The sequence below is a fragment of the Rheinheimera fenheensis genome, from assembly GCF_039871805.1.
GTDB lineage: Bacteria > Pseudomonadota > Gammaproteobacteria > Enterobacterales > Alteromonadaceae > Alishewanella > Alishewanella fenheensis.
The window spans coordinates 250,284-267,460 of sequence record NZ_JBDPJM010000003.1; the positions used below are offsets into that span (position 1 = coordinate 250,284).

14 protein-coding genes are annotated in these 17,177 nt (G+C 50.4%); 10 read left to right on the forward strand and 4 right to left on the reverse strand.

All coding sequences use genetic code 11. The annotated features are described in order from the left end of the window. The first annotated feature begins 11 nt into the window (after positions 1-11). Entirely contained in the window at positions 12-3,185 is a 3,174-nt protein-coding gene (locus ABGI61_RS06710) for an efflux RND transporter permease subunit (protein WP_347598776.1), read from the forward strand. A 68-nt stretch (positions 3,186-3,253) separates the two neighbouring features. Next, positions 3,254-4,507, forward strand: coding sequence for an Nramp family divalent metal transporter (locus ABGI61_RS06715; RefSeq protein ID WP_347598779.1), 1,254 nt, complete (start codon positions 3,254-3,256; stop codon positions 4,505-4,507). A 72-nt stretch (positions 4,508-4,579) separates the two neighbouring features. Here ABGI61_RS06715 and ABGI61_RS06720 read toward each other — a convergent pair whose 3' ends face one another. Next, complete coding sequence (locus ABGI61_RS06720; protein WP_347598782.1) at positions 4,580-4,936, reverse strand: DUF3718 domain-containing protein; 357 nt, start codon at positions 4,934-4,936, stop codon at positions 4,580-4,582. Positions 4,937-5,118: 182 nt separating this feature from the next. Here ABGI61_RS06720 and paeA point away from each other — a divergent pair, with 182 nt between their 5' ends. Beyond that, on the forward strand, positions 5,119-6,444 hold the full coding sequence (gene paeA, locus ABGI61_RS06725; protein WP_347598785.1) for a polyamine export protein PaeA: 1,326 nt from the start codon (positions 5,119-5,121) through the stop codon (positions 6,442-6,444). On the opposite strand, the gene ABGI61_RS06730 is transcribed toward paeA, so the two are convergent. Continuing rightward, a complete protein-coding gene (locus ABGI61_RS06730; protein WP_347598788.1) occupies positions 6,441-7,058 on the reverse strand; it encodes a DUF5610 domain-containing protein in 618 nt (205 codons plus the stop codon). The two genes, paeA and ABGI61_RS06730, sit on opposite strands and share 4 nt — an antisense overlap. Before the next feature lie 248 nt (positions 7,059-7,306). Between ABGI61_RS06730 and ABGI61_RS06735 the strand changes: the two genes are divergently transcribed. Together ABGI61_RS06735 and ABGI61_RS06740 are read left to right on the forward strand one after the other, a co-directional pair. Then, on the forward strand, positions 7,307-9,511 hold the full coding sequence (locus ABGI61_RS06735; RefSeq protein WP_347598791.1) for a TonB-dependent receptor: 2,205 nt from the start codon (positions 7,307-7,309) through the stop codon (positions 9,509-9,511). Positions 9,512-9,628: 117 nt separating this feature from the next. Beyond that, a complete protein-coding gene (locus tag ABGI61_RS06740; RefSeq protein WP_347598794.1) occupies positions 9,629-10,819 on the forward strand; it encodes an MFS transporter in 1,191 nt (396 codons plus the stop codon). On the opposite strand, the gene ABGI61_RS06745 is transcribed toward ABGI61_RS06740, so the two are convergent. After that, positions 10,772-11,512: a pseudouridine synthase gene (locus ABGI61_RS06745; RefSeq protein WP_347598797.1), complete on the reverse strand. Its 741-nt coding sequence runs from the start codon at positions 11,510-11,512 to the stop codon at positions 10,772-10,774. The genes ABGI61_RS06740 and ABGI61_RS06745 overlap by 48 nt on opposite strands. Before the next feature lie 413 nt (positions 11,513-11,925). On the opposite strand from ABGI61_RS06745, the gene ABGI61_RS06750 reads away from it, so the two are divergent. The 4 genes from ABGI61_RS06750 to ABGI61_RS06765 all read left to right on the forward strand — a co-directional run bounded on the left by ABGI61_RS06750 (position 11,926) and on the right by ABGI61_RS06765 (position 14,451). After that, the gene (locus tag ABGI61_RS06750) at positions 11,926-12,447 is read left to right on the forward strand and encodes an RNA polymerase sigma factor (protein ID WP_347598800.1); all 522 of its coding nucleotides are present in this window, start codon (positions 11,926-11,928) and stop codon (positions 12,445-12,447) included. Continuing rightward, complete coding sequence (locus ABGI61_RS06755; protein ID WP_347598803.1) at positions 12,440-12,919, forward strand: hypothetical protein; 480 nt, start codon at positions 12,440-12,442, stop codon at positions 12,917-12,919. The genes ABGI61_RS06750 and ABGI61_RS06755 overlap by 8 nt, the downstream gene beginning before the upstream one ends. Before the next feature lie 9 nt (positions 12,920-12,928). Continuing rightward, on the forward strand, positions 12,929-13,903 hold the full coding sequence (locus ABGI61_RS06760) for a DUF4097 family beta strand repeat-containing protein (protein ID WP_347598806.1): 975 nt from the start codon (positions 12,929-12,931) through the stop codon (positions 13,901-13,903). Positions 13,904-14,037: 134 nt separating this feature from the next. After that, a complete protein-coding gene (locus tag ABGI61_RS06765) occupies positions 14,038-14,451 on the forward strand; it encodes a GNAT family N-acetyltransferase (protein WP_347598809.1) in 414 nt (137 codons plus the stop codon). Positions 14,452-14,505: 54 nt separating this feature from the next. Here ABGI61_RS06765 and ABGI61_RS06770 read toward each other — a convergent pair whose 3' ends face one another. Further along, a complete protein-coding gene (locus tag ABGI61_RS06770) occupies positions 14,506-15,612 on the reverse strand; it encodes a phosphoribosylaminoimidazolesuccinocarboxamide synthase (protein WP_347598812.1) in 1,107 nt (368 codons plus the stop codon). Positions 15,613-15,853: 241 nt separating this feature from the next. Here ABGI61_RS06770 and ABGI61_RS06775 point away from each other — a divergent pair, with 241 nt between their 5' ends. After that, the gene (locus ABGI61_RS06775) at positions 15,854-17,164 is read left to right on the forward strand and encodes a hypothetical protein (protein WP_347598815.1); all 1,311 of its coding nucleotides are present in this window, start codon (positions 15,854-15,856) and stop codon (positions 17,162-17,164) included. Positions 17,165-17,177: the final 13 nt, after the last annotated feature.

Here is a 17,177-nt window from a genome sequence, read left to right on the forward strand (position 1 = left end):
GGGATCAGACTATGTTTTCGCGTTATTTTATTGACCGGCCGATTTTTGCTTTTGTTATCGGTATTTTTATCTGCCTGGCCGGTTTAGCCGCTATGCGCAGCCTACCGGTGGCACAGTACCCGGAAATTGCGCCGCCTGTGGTGCAGGTCATGGCGATGTATCCCGGTGCCTCGGCCGAAGTGCTGGAGCAAACGGTGGCAGCACCACTGGAAAATGCCATTACCGGCGTCGAGGGTATGATGTATATGTCATCGACCTCGACCAGTTCGGGCATGACCACCATCTTTATTACCTTTGAAATTGGCACCGATGTCGATCAGGCCGCGGTAAACGTGAATAACCGTGTCAGCAAGGTAGAAGCGCGTTTACCCGAAGAAGTGCGGCGCCAGGGCATTACGGTAGAAAAAGGCTCATCAAGCTTTTTGCAGGTATTGGCGTTTTACTCGCCCGATGGCAGCCGTGACGATTTATGGACCTCAAACTACGTTACCCTAAACGTGCTGGACAGGCTAAAACGTATTCCTGGCACCACGAATGTGCAAATTTTCGGTGCTAAAGACTATGCGATGCGCATCTGGTTAAAGCCAGATCAGATGAGCCAGTCAAAGGTTACCGTGCCTGAGATAGCCAGTGCACTGCGCGAGCAAAACGCCCAGTTCGCTGCCGGTAAAATTGGTGCTACACCCACCGCGGCCGATGCGCAGGAGCTGGTGTACACCGTAACGGCGCAGGGCAGGTTCTCGACGGTAGAAGAGTTTGAAAATGTCATTATCCGCGCCAACGCCGACGGCAGCAGTTTGCGGGTTAAAGACATTGCCCGTGTCGAGCTTGGCTCACGCGATTATGACTTTTCGGGCCAGTACAACGGCAAATCGGCCACCCTGGTGGGTATTTTTCTGCAGCCAGGCGCCAATGCGCTGGATGTCGCAGCAGAAGTAAATGCTACTGTGGCTGAGCTTAAACAGCGCTTTCCATCAGGGCTGGATCAGGCTACGCCTTATGACACCACACGCTTTGTTGAAGTGTCCATTCGCGAGGTAGTAAAAACCCTGGCCGAAGCTATGCTGCTGGTGTTTTTAGTAGTGTATCTGTTTTTACAAAACTGGCGCGCTACCTTAATTCCTATTCTTGCGGTGCCGATTTCGTTGCTTGGCACCTTCGCCGGCCTGTATATGCTGGGCTATTCCATCAACACCCTTACGCTGTTTGGTATGGTGTTATCTATCGGCATCGTGGTGGATGATGCCATAGTGGTGCTGGAAAACGTCGAGCGCATCATGCACGAAGAGCATTTATCGGCGCGTGATGCGGCGATAAAAGCCATGCAGGAAGTATCCGGCCCGGTAGTGGCCATAGTGATGGTGCTATGTGCGGTATTTGTGCCTATCGCCTTTTTAGGCGGTTTAACCGGCGAGCTGTTCCGTCAGTTTGCTGTCACTATCTCCATCTCGGTCAGCTTGTCCGGCGTGGTGGCACTGGTAATGACACCGGCGCTGTGCGTGGCGATATTGCGCCATGAGCATAAGCAAACCGCGAAGTTTTTCCTCTGGTTTAATGCGTTCTTCCAGCGTATTACCGGTAAATATGTTGCCACTGTTGGCTTTTTCCTGCGCCGTGGTTTGCTTGCACTGGTATTAGTAGCAGGGATGATTTTCATCACTGCCGGCCTGTGGCGCGCTACACCGGGCTCCCTGGTGCCGGATGAAGATCAGGGCTTTTATATTGCAGCGATCTTTTTGCCTGATGGCGCCTCTTTAGAGCGCACCCAGCGTGTTACTGATGAAGTGATCGCGGCTATCCGCTCTAACCCGGCCAATAAAGATATTGTCAGCTTTGCCGGTTTTGATTTTATCGGCGGCGGTTATAAAAACAGCGCTGCTACGATTTTCGTGACGCAGCAGGACTGGGATGAGCGTGATATCAGTGCCAGCGATTTAGTTAACGAGCTGTTTATGAAAACCGGCCATATTAATGAAGCCCTGGTGCTGGCGTTTAACCCACCGCCGATTTTTGGCCTGGGTAATACCGGGGGCTTTGAGTTTTACCTGCAAAATCGTGGTGACGGCGGGCCGGAAAAACTGGCCGAAGCCATGGGTATAATGCAGGGTGCAGCGGCACAAAGCCCTATTTTAGCCGGCGTGCAAACGTTGTGGCGGCCCAATACACCGCAGTTAAAAGTCGATTTGGATCGCGAGCGCGCCAAAGCGCTGGGCGTACCGGTAAGCGATGCCTTTAATACGCTGGCTGGCACGCTCGGCACTTACTACGTTAATGACTTTAATAAGTACGGCCGGGCCTGGCAGGTGCTGATGTCTGCCGATGCACAGTATCGCATGCAGCCGGATGACATTAAGCATATCTACGTCAAAAGCAGCACTGGCGAAATGGTACCGTTGTCGGCGATTGCCAATATCCAGTACAGCTCGGGCCCGGATAATATGGAGCGCTACAATAACCTGCCAGCGGTAAAACTGCTGGGTAATGCTGCGCCGGGTTATAGCTCAGGGCAGGCGATTGCGGAAATAGAACGGCTGGCCAATACGGTTTTGCCACCGGATATCAGCTACGACTGGACCGGCAGTGCCTTTCAGGAAAAACGCAGTGGTGGCACTACAGGTTTGGCGCTTGGCATGGCGGTGGTGATGGTGTTTTTAATTCTGGCGGCCTTGTATGAGAAATGGTCGTTGCCGCTGTCGGTGCTGCTGGCGATGCCGTTTGGTATCTTCGGTGCGCTGGTGGCGGTATGGATCGCCGGCTTAACCAATGATGTGTACTTCCAGATTGGTTTGGTGACTTTATTAGGCTTGGCGGCGAAAAATGCCATCTTAATCGTCGAATATGCGCTGATGAAAACCCAGCAGGGCTGGAGCACCGGTACGGCGGCTCTGGAAGCAGCACGCTTAAGGTTCAGGCCGATTATTATGACCTCACTGGCGTTTATCTTAGGTGTAGTACCACTGGCGCTCAGTAGCGGTGCCGGCGCCGGTGCGCGCCACAGTGTTGGTACCGGTGTAATGGGCGGTATGATGGCAGCCACCTTTCTGGCGGTGTTTGTGGTGCCGCTGTTTTTCTTCTGGTTAACCGAGCGACGCCTGCGCGAAACGCGCACTAAGCAGCAGTTAGCCGAGGAAATTGCCCAGCAGCACCGGCGTGAGCAGCTGGATACTAAAGAGGGCTTATTGTAAAAGCCACTTGCCCTGATGGCGCTGCCTTGTGCTAAGGTAGCGCCATGTCTGCTTGTTAACCACTATTGATGACAACAAAAAGCTCCCGTTTTGGCCCGGCAGCGCTGGTAACCGCCGCTTTTATTGGCCCCGGCACGGTGATCACTGCTTCGCTGGCTGGTGCCAACTTTGGCTATGCCTTGTTATGGGCGCTGCTATTTTCGGTAGTTGCGACCACGATTCTACAGGAAATGGCGGCGCGCTTAGGTATCGTCACCGGCCAGGGGCTGGGAGAAAACCTGCGAACCCTAGTGACACAGCCGCTGCTGCGCTGGCCGCTGTTGCTGTTAGTTATTGCGGCTATTGTCATTGGCAATAGCGCTTATCAGGGCGGTAATATCAGCGGGGCGGCATTGGGCGCCGATGCACTGTTTGGCCATATCAGTGTTATCCGCCACTGGCAGGCGGCCAGCGGCCTCAATCTGTGGGCACTGTTGCTGGGGGTTATCGCCGCCACAGTGCTGTGGTTTGGCCGCTATCAGTGGATAGAGCGCTGTTTAATTGTGCTGGTGCTACTGATGAGCCTGGCGTTTATTGGCACTATGGTGCTGACTAAGCCAGATGTAATGGCTTTGCTAAATGGCATGTTTTTGCTGAAGCTGCCTGCCGGGGCGACACTAACCGTAATTGCGTTGATTGGCACAACCGTGGTGCCGTATTCGTTATTTTTGCATGCGGCCAGCGCGGCACAAAAATGGCCGAAAGCGCGGCTTGATACGCCAATGGCACTTAGCGCTGCACGGGCTGATATTGCAATGGCGATACCGCTTGGCGGTCTGATCTCCATTGCGATAGTGTCCACTGCGGCTGCGGCCTTTTTTGGCAGCGGCCAGCAACTGGAGAATGTTAGTCAGCTGGCACAGAGTTTAATGCCGTTATTTGGTAATGCCGCTACCTGGTGTTTAGCATTGGGTTTGCTGGCAGCAGGTTTATCATCGGCCATTACCGCCCCTTTAGCCGCCGCCTATGCGTTGGCGGGCATTTTAGGTAAGCCGCTGGATTTGACCCAGCCGCTGTTTCGTTTAACCTGGCTGCTTATTATCATTTGCGGTGTGCTGCTGGCATCACTGGGTATTCGTCCTGTGCAGGTGATTTGGTTCGCGCAGGTGGCGAATGGCATTTTACTGCCGCTGATTTGCTGTTGCTTATTACTGGCGATGAACCATGCAGTGCTGGGGCAATACAAAAACAACCGTTGGCAGAATGTACTGGGTAGCATAGTGCTGTTAATAAGCCTGGTATTAAGCGGTCGTAGCCTGGCGCTGGCCTTTGCGCTAATCTGACTCGCCGAAAAGCTAGCGTTACGGCTGCAATATATCATCTTTGCAGCCATAACTTTTATGACAACACGTTTATTACTGGCCAATACGGGCGCGTATTTCGTTTACCAAGGGCGAAGCGCTAAAGCCGTTACTGTTTGCCCAGCTGTCATAATCAAACTCGGCCAGGGTTTTTGCCGGCATTTGCTTGATGATAAAAGTACCGGACTCGTAGGCATCACTGCGAACGGCAAATTGCAGCAGGTTGTCGTTGTCACATTTTAGGCTGTCAAAGATTTTACGGACGTTTAGTTTGTTATCGGTCAGGGTTTTACGCAGCTGATTCCGGTTGTCGTCTTTTACATAACCGCAGATACTGCTGAATAACTGATCATCAGCCAGCGCTGGTGCGCTTAGCAATAACGCCATAACGGGAACGAGCAAAGTTTTCATAGTGCCTCCGGGGCAGGGGGGGATTATCGTCTGAAGTATAGTGTGGCTTTAGGTTATTGCGCTGGCCAGACGATATTTTTTCGCTGAATATTTTCAGCACCTTAGCAGGTTTCGTCATCTAACAGCGCTATACTGGCAGCTGTTATGAGCCGCTTTGGCGGCGCAGTTTTACGGGAGTAAATATGACCACGCTGGAATATATGTTGCTAATGCTGTTATTAGTGGCGGGCAGCGCGTTTTTTTCAGTATCTGAAATTGCGCTGGCGGCATCGCGCAAAATGCGCTTGCGGCTGATGGCCAGTGAAGGCAATGCCAACGCTGAGAAAGTACTGGCGCTACAAGAGCATCCGGGCAACTTTTTTACCATAGTGCAAATTGGCTTAAATGCGGTGGCAATTCTGGGCGGTATTTTGGGCGAGTCCGCCTTTACGCCTTATTTCAGCGCTTTATTGGCGCTGATGTTTAACGGCAGCTGGGTGAGCAGTGCCGGTTTTGCTTTATCGGTGTTTTTTGTCACCTCGTTGTTTATTTTGTTTGCCGACTTAATGCCTAAGCGGCTGGCAATGATAGCACCGGAGAAAATTGCCACCCGGGTGGTCAACCCAATGCTGCTGTTAATTACGTTGTTGAAGCCCTTTGTCTGGTTGTTTAACGGCTTAGCTAACTGGTTTTTCAGCCTGTTTAACGTGCCAACCATGCGAAAAGACGACATTACGCCAGACGATATTATTGCCATGATGGAAGCCGGTGCTCAGGCGGGGGTGCTGCAAGAGCATGAACATCAGTTACTGGAAAACGTATTTGATATGGAATCGCGCACGGTAACGTCGGCAATGACAGCGCGTGAAAGCCTGATCTTTTTCACTCTGGATGAAACACAGGACAATATCAAAACCAAGCTGGCGGAACACCCGCATGCCAAGTTTTTGGTAGTGGATGGTGTGCTGGATAAGGTCGTGGGCTATGTCGATACCCGCGATATTCTGATGCAGGTACTGCATAACCAACCGATTTCGCTGAAAAAAGAAGGCATAGTGCGCTCGCCGCTGATCATCCCCGATACCTTGTCATTATATGAAGTGCTGGAGCATTTTAAGTCGGCTGGTGTCGATTTTGCCATCATCATGAACGAGTATGCGCTGGTGGTCGGCATTATTACGCTCAAAGACGTAATGAGTATTGTGATGGGCGAGCTGGTCAGCTCTGAAGAAGAGCAAATTGTGGCGCGTGATGCCAACTCCTGGCTGGTAGAGGGGTTAACGCCGCTGCAGGATGTGATGCGGGTGCTGGATATCGACAGTTTTCCCAGTCCGGAAAACTACGAAACTATAGCCGGCTTTATGATGTACAGCCTGCGCAAAATTCCGAAACGCACCGACTTTGTGCTGCACGGTGGCTATAAGTTTGAGGTGGTAGATATCGACAGCTACAAGATTGATCAGCTGCTGGTCACCCGGCTACATAATGGCGAAACGGCCGACAAGGCAAAAGAGCACAGCACGGTTTAAACCGTGCTGTTGTTGCTGACATTGCTTGTGGTGTCAGCGTCTTGATTGTTACCCGCAAGCTCGAGCATTTTTTCGCGGAAGTTATTTAGCCCCTGCAGCACCAGGCTGTAGGTTTTATCAACCCCGCTTTCTACTTCGCCTTCATACACTTTTAAGCCTTTTAATATATCTTTGGCATCGGCAAAACCTTTATCGATACCGCCACCGATAATGCTAAGAAAATTATTCAGGTTCTCTTCTTCGCTTTTGTCTGGGTTTAGCTCTTTATAGCGGCCATAAAAGCCCGTGGCAAAAGACACAATCCGCTCTGCCGTAGCCTCTGGCGAGGTATCTATGCCGCTGTCGTAAATCTTTTGCGCGGCGTTTTCGCCCATCACAGGCTCAAGCTCGGTATTAATGCCTTCCAGCGCGGTTTTGTATAGCAGGCTTAACGAGTCATTATTGCTGCGTAGTGACACCTGCTCATTGGCTTTTAAAATGGCCGTGTTTTGTACCTGTCGGGCTTGCTCTCTTACATTACGAGGATCGTCTGATTTTGCTGGTGCATTATTACTTTTGGCGGGCTGGTTTACCGCTGTGCTACCGGCGGATGTATTTGAGGAAGATATCGCCATGATGCTGCTCCTGATTCTGGCCGACATGACTGGCACCGACATAACGTGCATAAGTATAGTCGTTTCACGGTTATCGGCAGCAGAGGTTAAAACTTTAGGTGGTGCTGAAAATATTTTTTTAATGCTGAATAGATACAGATTTAAACACATAAAAAGATAACCTGGGCTGCTTAGCGTGTTAGCAGGATCAGATATACTATTGCGACGCTGGGAAGCCGCCCGGTGAAATGTTTTGTGGAGAGACGACATTGAATAGCAAAAACAACAATTCAGTACACAAACTGACTACGTCGCTAAGTTTATTAACCCTTGCTTTAAGTGGTGTGCTGTCTGGCTCTGTGCTGGCGCAACAAGCTACTGAGAGTGCTGAAGATACAAGCAAAATAGAAAAAATCACCGTTACCGCAACCAAACGGGCGCAGGTAATTTATGAAGTGCCGGTGGCAATCAGCGCTTTTAGCGGTGATGCGCTGGCTGAGCAGGGCATTACAGATTTAACCGATGTGGGTAAGTTTGTGCCAAACCTTAACGTTACCGGTTTCTCCGCAGGCCATACTTCATCGGCTAACCCGTTCATTCGCGGCATTGGTTTGCAGGATCACCTGATCACGACTGATCCTGGTGTTAGCGTTTATGTCGATGGGGTATACCTTGGCCGTCAGGTTGGGCAAAACTGGAACCTGAATAATATCGAACGTGTTGAAGTATTGCGCGGCCCACAAGGCACACTCTATGGCCGTAACTCTATTGGTGGTGCGATAAATATTATTACCAAGCAGCCGGACCAAACCACGCTACGAAAGGTAACCTTACAAGCCGGTAGCCGTGGCCGTGTTAAAGGCGATGTGTTTGTTAATGCAGGCCTGACAGAAGAGGTGTCATTTAACGTCAATGCCGGTTACAACAGGCGCGATGGCTTGGGTAAGTTTATTAACGTACCTGATGCAAAATATGACGTCGGTGAAACAGAAGATACGTATGGTCGTTTGTCGGTAAAATTTGCACCGAACAAAGACTTTAGCCTGGTACTGACGGCCGATGCAAACGATGGTGAAGGTGGTTTGCGGCCTTACACGACATTAATTGACGAAGTGCCAACGGGTGCTTACTACACCGGTGAGCGGTTTGGCTCGCCATTGCCATCTGGCCCACTGCGCAATACCGATGTCGCGGCTAACCCCTATGACAACGCTACCGGCACCAAAGAAGTTACCGAAGTAAGCAACCAGGCTGACGGCATTTCGTTAACCGCAGATTGGAACTTTAGTGATAACTTATCTACCCGCGCTATTATCAGCCGTCGCTCGTCTGAGTACAAAGCTGGCCTGGATGATGACGGCACTATTTACGCGCTGGACCATTATCCAGAGCGGGGGGAAGCTGATCAAACGTCAGCCGAGCTGCAGTTAAACGGTTACTTTGGCGACTTTGATTTTGTCTCTGGCTTGTATTGGTTTAAGGAAGAAGGCAGCAACCGTCAGGGCGAGGATTCCCGCTTTAATGCTGGTGTAAACCTGTTAGAACTGGATCAAGAGGCAACCAGTCGCGCGGTGTTTGTCAATGTAGGCTATAACCTGACCGACGATCTACGCATCGCCGGTGGTGTGCGCTATAACAAGGACAAAAAGTCGGCGGTGGCAAATGTCGGTATTGGTCCTTTTGCCGCAGAAGATGATTGGAGCCAAGTAAGCTTTGATTTGTCGGCAAATTATCGCCTGGACAATGGCATGAACCTGTATGGTAGCGTTCAAAGTGGTTATCAGTCAGGGCAGTTCCCGGCGCGGCCTTACTGTTTATTCGGCAACCCAGCGTGTTTTGTAGCGTCGGATAACATTACTGCAGTTAACTACGAAGTTGGTGTAAAAGGCCAGGTAACCAGCGATATCAGCATGAGTATCGCGTTATTTAATACCGAATATGATGATTTGCCCTATCAGGTAAGTACAACGGCAGTGGGCGGTTTTAATACCACCAATCTGGTGGTAAAACAGCGCTCTCGGGGAGTTGAGTGGGAAAGCACGGTTTACGTTACCGATGGCTTTAAATTGCATACCAGCTTAGGTTATATCGATGTTGATGTGGATGAGCAGGATGGCGTGAAACCGGTAGCGCCATTAACACCAGAGCTGACAGCCTCTATCAGCCCATCTTATGAATTTGTGCTGGAAAATGGCAGCATGATAACCACGCGAATCGACTACTCCTACCGCGGTGAGATGTACGGTGAGCCAAGTTCTGATCCAGGCCGATTAACACTGATTGATAACCGTGAATTAGTTAATATGGATATCAGCTATGTGCCTGCCGATGCCAATTGGACAGTAGCGCTGTATGGCCAGAATATTTTTGATAAGCGTTATGACAACGCCCGCTTAAATACCGGCGACTATATTCTGCGTATTATGAGCAATGATGCCAGTGAGTTTGGTGTACGTTACAGCCTGAAGTTCTGATAGCCTAACACATGATACAAAAAGCGGCCTGAGTGCCGCTTTTTTATTGTGCTGAAGCACTTAATTGACGTTGGTTTCGTTTATAATGCAGCCATTTTAAACAAAGGCTGCGTAGCGTTGATAGAGTATAAAAGTCCGGCATTTTATCGCGCCACCTTCGCATTATGTTTGGCTGCTGTGGTGGTATTTGCCAATTTACACTTACTACAGCCGCTATTGCCCGAGCTTAGCCGGCAGTTTTCGCTTACACCTTTGCAAGCTAACTGGGCCTATGCCGCGGGTACTTTGTGCCTTGGGGTGTCTTTACTGATTTATGCTGCTCTGTCAGACGCCTGGGGGCGAAAAAAGCTATTAGTCATAACGCTTTGTGGGATGACGCTATCAACAGTGGCGCTGACTCAGGTTGAAAGCTTTAGCTCACTTATCCTGTTTCGTTCGTTACAAGGTTTCTTTCTTGGCGGCCTGCCAGCAATCGCTATCGCCTATATGGGCGAGGAGTACAGCAAGCCAGCGCTGGTCGCGGCGGTGGGGTATTACATCAGTGCCAATTCGCTGGGTGGTATTAGTGGCCGCTTGATGGCCGGCGCTTTGGCTGATATTGGCCATTGGCAATGGGTGTTCTGGCCTATGGCGCTATTAGGCGTAATAAGCTGTTACCTTATCTGGCGTGATTTACCTGTTGCTGCCCGTTTTAATGCTAAGCCTTTTCGTATAGCCGATGCCGTTAGCAATAATCTGTTTCATCTGCGCCAGCCGTTACTACTGCTGACTTACCTGATTGGCGGCTTAAACTTTTTTATATTTCTCAATCAATACACCTATATCGCTTTTGTTCTGTCAGATGCACCTTATCAGCTCTCCAGTTTCTGGATTGGCTTGCTGTTTGTCAGTTATTTTACCGGCACCATAGGTTCTGCCTTATCCGGTAAATTAGCGCAGCGCATGCCGGTGCCTCTGGGTATGGCGCTCGGCGTCATCATTTTAATGCTGGGTACCTGTTTAACGTTAAGTTGCCAGCTTTGGCTTATTGTCAGTGGTTTTTTTATTAATGCCTTTGGTTTTTTCCTCACCCACTCACTGGCTAGCAGCTGGGTAACACAGTGTGCAGAAAAAGCCAAAGCCAGTGCCAGTGCGCTATATCTGGTGTTTTATTATGTCGGTGCCAGTACCGGCAGTTTGTATCTGCAACCGTTTTGGCAGTGGTTGCACTGGCGCGGTGTGGTTGTTGGCGCTTTATTGATGTACGGCGTTACGCTGATGCTATGCCTCTGGCTGTATGTTATCGCTAAGCGCAAGCAGCGTGGATAGTTCGTCTGCGCGAAGATCCCGCAGCTCACCCGCAGCTAGATCGCCAAGCAGCAGGTTATGAATGCGATAACGCTGCAGTTTGAGCACCTTTAAGTCCACTGCTTTGCACATATAACGAATTTGTCGATGTAGGCCTTGGGTTAGCGTGATATCAAAAATGTGTTCACCGGTTTGTATCACAGGGCAGGGCCGGGAGTGGTATTGCGTCGCGCCCAACTGCCAGCTTACGCCAGAGGCTAACTTCTCAATATGTTCTGCGGTTAATGTCTTGTCGGTTTGTACCTGATAGGCTTTTTCATGATAAAAGCTTGGGTGCATAAGGCGCTGACACAGGGCGCCATCATTTGTTAGCAACAATAAACCCGACGAGTCTTTATCTAAGCGACCAACGGCAAATAGGCGTTGTGGTAAGGTGCGCAGCAGCTGATAAAGACTAGATGGATCCTCGGGTCTGTTATTGCAATCGACGCCCACAGGTTTGTGATATGCCAGATACTGCAACGTGCTGGCCGGTGTCAGGACTATCTGGTCAATCATCACAACATCATCATTACTGACAGTATCGGTATGTTTGGCCAAAATGCCATTCACACTTACCCGGCCTTGGGTGATAAGACGCTCTGCCGCCCGGCGCGAGCAATGACCAGACATCGCAATATATTTTGCTAATCGCTGCTGTGGCTTGGCGCTCATACTGCCATTTCAGTCGAAAAAGAATGACATGGTAACCGATATGACGCAGAAAAATCATCTGGTTGTCACACTTTGCCGGCACACTAAGTCAGGTCTGCAAGTGCAGATCTGTTCCTCCTAGTGCTTGATTGTACTTAACTTGTTAGTGATATTTTGGCCGGACATTTGTCCGGCTTTTTTTTGTGCAATAACCGAATGGTTTTTGACGTAGTGCAGAAGTTGTCATACAACTGCCACGAAAACCTACGATAATTGCGCCCGTTACACCTTCCTTCCTGGATTATTTCACCCCTTTAGTGACGGGAGCCCGGCTCCCGCTTTTCTTGCAAAAAAATTATCTTTATTTAAACCCTTAGCGACCCGCGTACGACTAACCCTACAATAACGCAAAACACCGGCCAGTAAGGGCAGTTATGACAACGGAGCTGTTGCAGGCCATAACGGCGGCACAACAGGGCGATAAGCAAGCATTTTATATTCTGTATCAGCAGTTTATCGGCCGGGTTTATGCTATTTGCTGGCGGCTTTTAGCCAACAGGCAAAAAGCAGAAGACACCAGCCAGGAAGTGTTTATTAAGGTATGGCAGCAGTTACCACAGTTTCGCGGTGACAGCAGCTTTGCTACCTGGCTGCACAGCATAGCGACCCGCACCGCTATTGATAGCTGGCGACAAGATAAATATCTGCGCCTGACCGACAGCAGCGATGAGATCACACTTGCTGAACCCAGTGTGGCGTGCGCCAGTGAGCAGGTACCACTGGAGCAAGCGATACAACGTTTACCGGCGCAGGCCAGAGCGGTGTTTGTGTTGTTTGCGCTGGAAGGCTATCAGCATCAGGAGATCGCAAGCTTGCTGGGTATTGCAGAGGGGACCTCTAAAGCGCAGTACTTCAGAGCCAGACAATTATTACAGGAGTGGTTAGCTGATGAATGAGCAGCAATTAGATAACGCTATCCGTGGCTTAACGAACAGTATCGCGCCAGAGCGCGACTTATGGCCGGACATTGTCAGTCGCTTGCCACAGCAGCAAAAAGCGAAACCGATACTGGCGTATTGGGCCAGCGCCGCCGCGCTGTTACTGGTGGGTTTAGTCAGTTGGCAGCTGGTGCTGCTGCCGCCAGCAAACGAGCGTAGTGCTGCTATGCCCAATGCTGAGCTGATGTTGCTACAGGTGTATGAGCAGCAAAAAGCGCAGCAGCTAAGCCAGGTGGTGGCGGTTGCAGAAGGCTTTGAGAACTGGCAGCAGCAATTACAGATTTGGGATCAGGCCATCGCTCAGGTGCGCCAGGCCCTGCAATTTTATCCGGATGAACCGCAGCTACTCGCGAAGCTGCAATTTTTGTATCAACAGCAGCTTAGCTATATCCAGCAAGCCACGCTGCAACAACCTTTAGTTATCAGTTAGGAGAGTCGTATGCAAACAGCAAGCAAAATCCGGTTTACCGGCCTGGCAGGATTAGTATTGTTGGCGGTAAGCCAATTGGCGATTGCCGACCCGCGTACCGCGGTGAATGAACGCGTTAGCGTATCAGCGAATGAAAAAATTTATATTGAGGTGATGAGTGGTGAAATAACCATTAAAGCCGTCGACAGCAACAGCTTTAGCGTTAGTGGCAAACTGGATGAGAAAGCTACTGGCTATGAGTTTGACAGCAAAGACGGTTTTACCCGCTTTGAAATGACCATGCCTCGCCAGGTGAACTACAACTGGAATGACAAAAGTAATGCCGCCCAGCTTAGCTTTGAAGTGCCGGTCGGGGCCAGCGTTGAGTTTAAAGGCGTTAATGGCAATGTCAGTGTGAGCGGTATTCACGGCAGCAGCCAGATTGGCACGGTAAATGGTGAAATTACCGCCACCGATTTACGTAACAGCGTCAAATTAAGTACGGTAAATGGTGAAATTAAACTCAGTAGCGGCAGTGGCCGCATTGAGCTGAGCTCAGTAAATGGCGAAATCGAAGATAACGGTTCCAGCGGTCGGATAAGTTATGAGGTGGTCAACGGCGAGATTAACGCCAGCAGCAACGCAGAAGAGGTAAGTGTTAGCACGGTAAACGGTGATGCCGATATTAAACTAAGCGGCACCACGCAGCTGAAGCTGAGCACGGTAAACGGCGAGATTGACGTGACGCTGCGTGACAGCAGTGCACCACGCATCAGTGGCAGCAGCGTTAGTGGTGACATTGAACTGACACTGGATAGCAATATCAGCGCTCGCTTCGATGTTAAAGCCTCTGCCGGTGGCAGTATCGATAATACGCTCAGTAGTGATAAAGCCAGTAAGGCTAAGTATGGCCCTTCCCGTAGCCTGCAATTTACCCTGGGCAGCGGCGATGGCAGTGTTGAGCTTACAACGGTAAGTGGTGATGTTAAGCTGGAAAAGCTGTAAAGCTCTACGCTGGTGTATAACGATAAAGGTCGCTTTGGCGGCCTTTGTTTTTTGCGCCGCCGGCCATCAGCTGCTTGTGCTGCCAGCTAACAGCTGATTACACTGTCGCACCAGCTAACAAGAGGTGGGTTGAGATGTCCGATTTTATTGCCGATAACAGTAGCCACTTTGCAGAGCAGGCCAAACAAAAAATTGCAGAGTTTAATGCCAAACATTGGGATGCCAGCAAACGGCAGGGCTTGGGTTTAAAAAAACTGAATAGCCGTGGCGAGCTGATTGCCATGTTGGCAGGGCGCACCTTTGGTAACTGGTTTTATTTAGAGTCGTTTTGGCTAGCCGACCTTGAGCGCGGCAAAGGCCTGGGCAGTGCCATGCTTAATGAGGCTGAGCAAATAGCCAAACGGCGCGGTTGCAAGTTTGTGCTGTTAGATACGCTGGAGTTTCAGGCCAAGCCATTTTATCTGCGCCACGGCTATCAGGTGCAGTGGGTGCAGCAGGATTACCCCTTTGCCGGCGGGGCGAAATACTTTATGACCAAAACGTTGTAACACAGACAACAAAGCCCGCGATGCGGGCTTTGTTGAGTACTGAGTGTCGAGTGCTTAGCGGTTAATTAAACCGTACTCTTTATCCAGCACGGCAATAATCTCGGCTTTCGGGTTGGCCGACAATTCAATCTTTTTCCCAATCACTTTTTCGGCTATGCCTAAATAGGTGCGCGAGATATCCATCATCACCTCGGTTGGCAGCGCATTGTCGCGGGCTAAGGCTGCACGCTCTGGCATGCGGTCTTTATTCAGCAGAATATCCGGCTCAGGGAAGTTAGTGAGCAGCCACTGCCTGAAGCCTTCTTTGGACTGCTCGACAATCTTGCCACTGCGCCAGCTCTCACCATCCCAAATGCGTGAGCTGTCAGGCGTGCCCACTTCATCCATATAAATCAGTTTGCTTTGGCCAGTGGCATCTTTGACGTAGCCAAACTCAAATTTGGTATCAACAAAAATCTGATCCAGCTTAGCCAGGGCATCACTAATTACGCCAAAACCTTGTTTTAACAGCGTCTCGTATAAGTCGATGTCGGAAGCTCGCTCAAAGCCAAAGGCAGCACTGTGGCGCTCAATATCGGCACGAGAAATGTTAACGTCATCAGCCTCGGGCACGCCGTCCAGGCCGGTTAAAATGCCTTTGGTGGACGGGGTGATTAAAATATCAGGCAACTTTTGATCTTTTTTAAGCCCCTCAGGCAGGGTGATGCCGCAAAACTCGCGCTCGCCTTTACTGTAGGCGCGCCACATTGAGCCGGTAATATACTGACGGGCAATCGCTTCAATTTTTACCGGCCGGGCTTTTTGTACTATCCACACCAGCGGGTGCGGAATATCTAAAATATGGCTGTCGGCCAGGCCGTGCTGTTTAAACAGCGAGAACCAGTGGTTAGAGATCGCATTTAACGCCGCGCCTTTGCCCGGTACGCCATTTAAACCGTGTTCACCATGCCAGATGCAATCAAACGCAGAGATGCGATCGCTAATTACCATAATGGCCAGCGGCGTATCAGCGGCAACCGGGTAGTTTTTCTGCCGGATCAGCCGGGCGCTGTCTTCGCTGGTTAACCAATACACGCTGCGCACCTTACCGGAATGGACCGGCAAATGAGTGCGAATAGGCAAGTCGTCGTTGACCGCCAAAACCTGAGTTGCAAGAGTCATAGTCATGTCTTCTGAGGCGTTAAATTAGGCGCGCAGAGTGTAGCAGAATCCTTGGCTTAACTGAATCGGTCTGTAAGGCGCCCGGCTAAATAACGCACTTGGGCAACGTATACAGTTGTATAAAAGCTATGGTGTTTGTAACTAAGGGTAACCAACTGTTTGTATTGGTTATTTGCCGTAGCCAGTCTGGTGTGGCTGCCTTACCCTGAGCGGCGGATTAACCAGCTTTAGGAAGCATTTAATGAAATCAGGGTTTAACATGGCGCTGCTGGCTTGTGCCGTAGCGGTATTAACAGCATGTGGTGGCAGCAGCAGTGATGACAGCAGTGCGCAAGCCTATTTGCAGTTTTACAACGGGGCTGCCGGCAGTGGTAACACCTCGCTCAAAGCCGGCGATATTGCTGTGGGCAGTGCCACCTTTGGCGATGCCACCAGTGTGCAGTCGCTTGATGTAAACAGCTACGAGCTGACATTAACCGATGTCAGCTCGGCCGATGAGCTGTTAACAGAAACATTGCCGTTGAATGAGGGCGATAAAACCCTGCTAATCCTGACCGAGCAGGGGCAGCAGTACGATTATTTAAGCCTGAGCTTTAAGCGCGAAGAAACCCTCGACAAGCAGTTTAAGCTGCATCTGGTGAATTTATCTGATGAGCAAACTGCACTGGATGTTTACCTAAGCCCGGAAAATAAAGGCTTTGCCGATGCGCAGCTGCTAGACAGTTTGGCGCTGCATGAAATCAGCTCGTTGGCTGAGGCGAAAGACATTGGTAAGTTTAATCTATATCTGACCAGCACTGGCAGCACCACACCGCTGTTTGTCGCCCGCAGCGTCAATTTTGCCTATGCCAGCCACTATGTATTGATTGTACGTGACAAACATGGCCCGGTAGCAGGGCAGTTGTCGGCAGATCTGGTGCTGCATTCATCCAGTGTTACCGCTTACAGCCATGCCGATGCACCGGCGCAGTTTCGCTTATATAACAGCTTGACAGAGCAGGTAAGTGTGGCGCTGGATAACAGCGAGGTTGCAGCGTTAACGGCCGGTGAGCTTAGCGACTATTTACCGCTTAACAAAGGCGATTTTAGTTTGTCAGTACGTGATGGCGATAATAAGCTGCTGCTTAACAGCGCGCTGCTCAGCATCAGTGCAGGTGACAGTAAAGCCGTGCTGCTGTATGCAGATGCCGAGCAACAGGTAGAAGCCTTAGCGATTAACGAGCCGGCCACGCCGCAAGTGCAGGCGCATGATGTGATTGTAGCCAACCTGGCCAGCGATTTTGACAAGCTGCAGTTCTACTTTGTAAGGGACAACGAAACTATTGCCGATGCCCGCTACAGCGTGAAAAATCTGGCGTTTAAAAAGCAGCAGAGCATAAATCTGCCAAAAGATTACTACGCTATTGCGCTGGTACATGTAGCGGAAAATGGCAGCACCACCTTGCTGGATAAAACCGACAGCCTGCAATTAACACCGGGGCAGCGTTACATGCTGTTGGCCGAGCAAGATGCAGCCGCACCGTCAGGCTATAAGCTGACCTTAGTGCATTAAGTTATGCAAAATA